Origin of the sequence: Polymorphospora sp. NPDC051019 (assembly GCF_040683055.1) — a bacterium.
Classification (GTDB): Bacteria; Actinomycetota; Actinomycetes; order Mycobacteriales; family Micromonosporaceae; genus Polymorphospora; species Polymorphospora lycopeni.
This window is the reverse complement of the sequence record NZ_JBFBCH010000047.1, coordinates 1-3,458: the sequence shown is the minus strand read 5'-3', so window position 1 is coordinate 3,458 and position 3,458 is coordinate 1. Positions and strand designations below refer to the sequence as shown.

Here is a 3,458-nt window from a genome sequence, read left to right as displayed (position 1 = left end):
AGTCCCAGGAGTCCTTCCAGCACTGGTTCTCCAGCCCGGTCCGCTCGTTGCGGCGTTGGTACCAGGCGTAGCCGTCGCCCATGATGTCGCCGTACTCGTCGATCCAGTGCAGGGCGGCTCTCCCGGGACGTTCGAGAGACCGAACCAGCGTGGCGTCGCCGGTCCACCGCTCGTACTCGTCGAGCAGGATGACGAAGAGAGGAGTGGAGTCGGCGCTACCGTAGTACGGCGAGTGTGGCTGCTCCTCGAATGCGGCCGTCTCCCCGTACCGCAGCTCGTGGAGGATCTTCCCGGGCTCCTCCTCGCGGAAGTCATGCAGGACGGCCCCCTGTCGCACGGTGAGCTGGTGCAGCGTCGTGGCGGCGAGGTCGGGCGCGAACGGCAGTGCCTGGATGCTGGTGAGGATGCTGTCCCGGCCGAAGATCGCCATGAACCACGGTAGGCCGGCGGCGGGGATGGCGTGTCCGCTGGCGGTCAGCGGTGCGTAAAACAGCGCGGAGAGGTCGGCCAGGCTGCGTCGGTAGGTCATTCCCAACGTGGGGGAGTCGCAGGTGAGGCGGGGTGCCTGCGCGAGCCAGCCGGCCAGGTCCTGCCGGATCTGCGCTCGGGATCGACCGGGTCTGCCCTCCAGGCTCTTGCGAAGGTCGCGCCCGTCCAGGCCCAGCGCCTGCACGTGCAGGTCGGTGGTCCATTGACCGTGCGGTTCGAGTCGAACGTGGTATGTCAGCCCCTGCTCGTCGACTCGGGCCGGCACGGTGGACGAGACCAGGGTCTCCCGGCAAAACGCTTCCCGCCGATAGCCGAGACGTAGGCGCCCGCCGTCGACCTGGGTGTAGTACGTCCCGCTCTTGTTCCGCACGTCCTTGATCTCGAAGAGGTCGGCGAAGTCGCTGTCGACGTCGATCCGGATCCGCAGGTCGACGGGCTTGGGTTCGTGGTTGATCACGGTCAGTTGCTCCATGAAGCTTCCGCCGATGGAGCGGTCGCGAATGGCCGAAACACCGATGTCGACGAGTGGAGCGGGGAGGGTCGGGACGACGACCATGCGGCTCTCGAAGTACTCGACCTCCTCGACGGTGAGCACGTTGACCCGCTCGTCGTTAATGGACAGGATCCATCTCGACAGGAATCGGGTGTCGAACGAGAAGAACCCGGTCGGGATGGTGGGAGACGCGTCGATGTCGCCCGTCTCCTCACTGACGATGAACGTGTTGCCGTCCAGTAGCCGGACGAGGCCGTCGCTCATGCCGCACGTCTCCGTTCGCGGCCGAAATCCCGAGGGTGATGGGCTTCGGGCGGCGCCGGCATGAGCCGAACGAAGAGGCGGGCCAGCCGGACATCACCCTCCGTCGTGATGTCGTTACGCAACCATGCCGGGTACATCTGTGACTGGCCAGCCAAGATCCGGTCGAAGGTCGCCCGGCTGCCATGGAATACACAGTCGGCCTTGCCTCCATCCTGAGAGACGCGGATATCGCCCCGTTCGATGGCCACGAACCAGCGGTCGACGCCCTGCTCGTGGGTGAGGTCGAACCGTATGGTCCCGGTGGCGTCCTCGAGGAGGGTTTCGTGCCCGCGACGGGCGAGGGATTGGAAGAAGCTCGTGGTGGGATTCGACATGTCCGCCTCCCTCCGATGCGCGCCGAGCCCGGATGAGCCGCCTACCCACCCTGACCCGGAGCGAGGCCCTGCCGCATCACCCGGATCGGGTGGATTTCCCCGCGCCGCTCGCGACCGCAGTCCAGGTTCATCCGTTCCGAGTGAGGCTGACCCACCCTGATGCGAATGATGCTGCTCGTGGTCCGGCGGTTTTCTACGGGGGTGGTGCCATGTCGGAGGCGACCAAGAAGTTCTTCGAAGCGCTCGAACGACACGGCCACGAACGCCTGCTGAAGAAGACGAACGGCACCATACGGTTCGACCTCGAGCGTGACCACGACGTCGACCACTGGTTCGTGGAGATCCGCGGCGGCGTCGTCCGGGTGTCACAGCAGAACCGCGCCGCCGACACCGTCATCCGCTCCGACGACGCCTTCTTCGACCGGATGGTCCGCGGCGAAGCCAAACCGCACCCGGCGTGGCTGAGGAACGACATAACGCTCAAAGGACAAATCCGGCTCGTCAGCTTGCTGGAGCGGCTCTTCGCGCCGCCGCCCAACGCGCGTCACCCGCGGATCGCCGCCCGGGACCGGGGGAGGCAGGGATGAAAACCGATCTCGTCAGAATCCTGGACGGCAACATCTCCGTGTTGAGCGACGACAGCGGCGACATAGAGTCGACGCCCAACGTCCCAACCGGCTACTTCTCATTCGACACCCGGTTCCTCTCGCTGTGGCGACTGACCATCAACGGCGAACGGGTGAGCACACTGGCGATGGACGACCCGTCGTACTTCGAGGCGCGGTTCTTTCTGGTGCCCGGGGCCCCGACACACTACGTCGACGCCAAGGTCTCGGTGATCCGCGAACGGGCGGTGGCCGGCAGCTTCGAGGAGCGGTTGACAGTGCTCAACCATTCCGGGGAACCGGCCGAGTTCACCGTCCGGGTGGACGCCGGCTCTGACTTCAGCTCCGTGTACATAATCAGACAAGAACGCACGCCGGCCGGCCGGCTCTACCAACGCGTCGAGAACGGTCGCCTGCACCTCGGCTACGTGCGGGAGAAGTTCCGGCTAGAGACGGTGATCTCCACGACCGAGCCGGCGCAGGTCGACCAACGGGGGCTGACCTACCACATCCGGATCGAACCCCACGGGCAGTGGACCACCATGCTGCACGTCCGGGGGCTGGTGCTGCATCCCGACGGTCAGGACATGCGAGAATACCTGACTCCCCCTCGCCAGCAACGCGACACGGCAAGGCTCCAACACGACCTGCGGCAGTGGCTCGACAAGGCTCCGCAGCTGAGCTGCGACTGGAAGCAACTGGAGCGGACCTACCAGCGCAGCCTGGTCGACCTTGCCGCGCTGCGGTTCTCGCCGCTGGCGCTACCGACCGAGCCGCTGCCCGCGGCGGGTCTGCCGTGGAACGCCACCCTCACCGGCCGCGACCCCATCCTCACCAGCCTGCAGGTCCTGCCGTTCACACCGGACATGGCCGTCAACACCCTGCGGATGCTCGGCATCTACCAGGGCAGCGTGCTCGACGACTTCCGCGACGAGGAGCCGGGCAAGATCCTGCGCGAGTTCCGCTACGGCGAGCTGACCGCGTTTGAAGAAAATCCCACATCGCCCTACTTCGGCGCCGCCGACAACACCCCGCTCTATGTCATCCTGCTCGACGAGTACGAGCGGTGGACGGGGGACGCCGCGGTGGTGCGCGAGTTCGAGGACGAGGCGCGCGCGGCGCTGCACTGGATCGACGAGTACGGCGACATCATGGGCGACGGCTACGTCTGGTACCAACGCCGCAACGAGCGGACCGGGCTGGAGAACCAGTGCTGGAAGGACTCCCCGACGG

General features: G+C 66.3%; 4 protein-coding genes. 2 read left to right on the top strand and 2 right to left on the bottom strand.

Features of this window, described 5'->3' with window-relative positions:
- Together AB0M79_RS36255 and AB0M79_RS36250 are read right to left on the bottom strand one after the other, a co-directional pair.
- Nucleotides 1-1,246, bottom strand: a 1,246-nt coding sequence (locus AB0M79_RS36255; protein WP_364223339.1) for a glycogen debranching N-terminal domain-containing protein, incomplete at its 3' end; no start/stop codon positions are given.
- Complete coding sequence (locus tag AB0M79_RS36250; RefSeq protein ID WP_364223336.1) at nt 1,243-1,620, bottom strand: SCP2 sterol-binding domain-containing protein; 378 nt, start codon at nt 1,618-1,620, stop codon at nt 1,243-1,245. The genes AB0M79_RS36255 and AB0M79_RS36250, both read right to left, overlap by 4 nt.
- Before the next feature lie 209 nt (nt 1,621-1,829).
- On the opposite strand from AB0M79_RS36250, the gene AB0M79_RS36245 reads away from it, so the two are divergent.
- Both AB0M79_RS36245 and AB0M79_RS36240 read left to right on the top strand, forming a co-directional pair.
- A complete protein-coding gene (locus AB0M79_RS36245; protein ID WP_364223333.1) occupies nt 1,830-2,207 on the top strand; it encodes an SCP2 sterol-binding domain-containing protein in 378 nt (125 codons plus the stop codon).
- Nucleotides 2,204-3,458 (top strand): glycogen debranching N-terminal domain-containing protein (locus AB0M79_RS36240; RefSeq protein WP_364223330.1); only part of this gene is annotated, 1,255 nt, incomplete at its 3' end. The genes AB0M79_RS36245 and AB0M79_RS36240, both read left to right, overlap by 4 nt.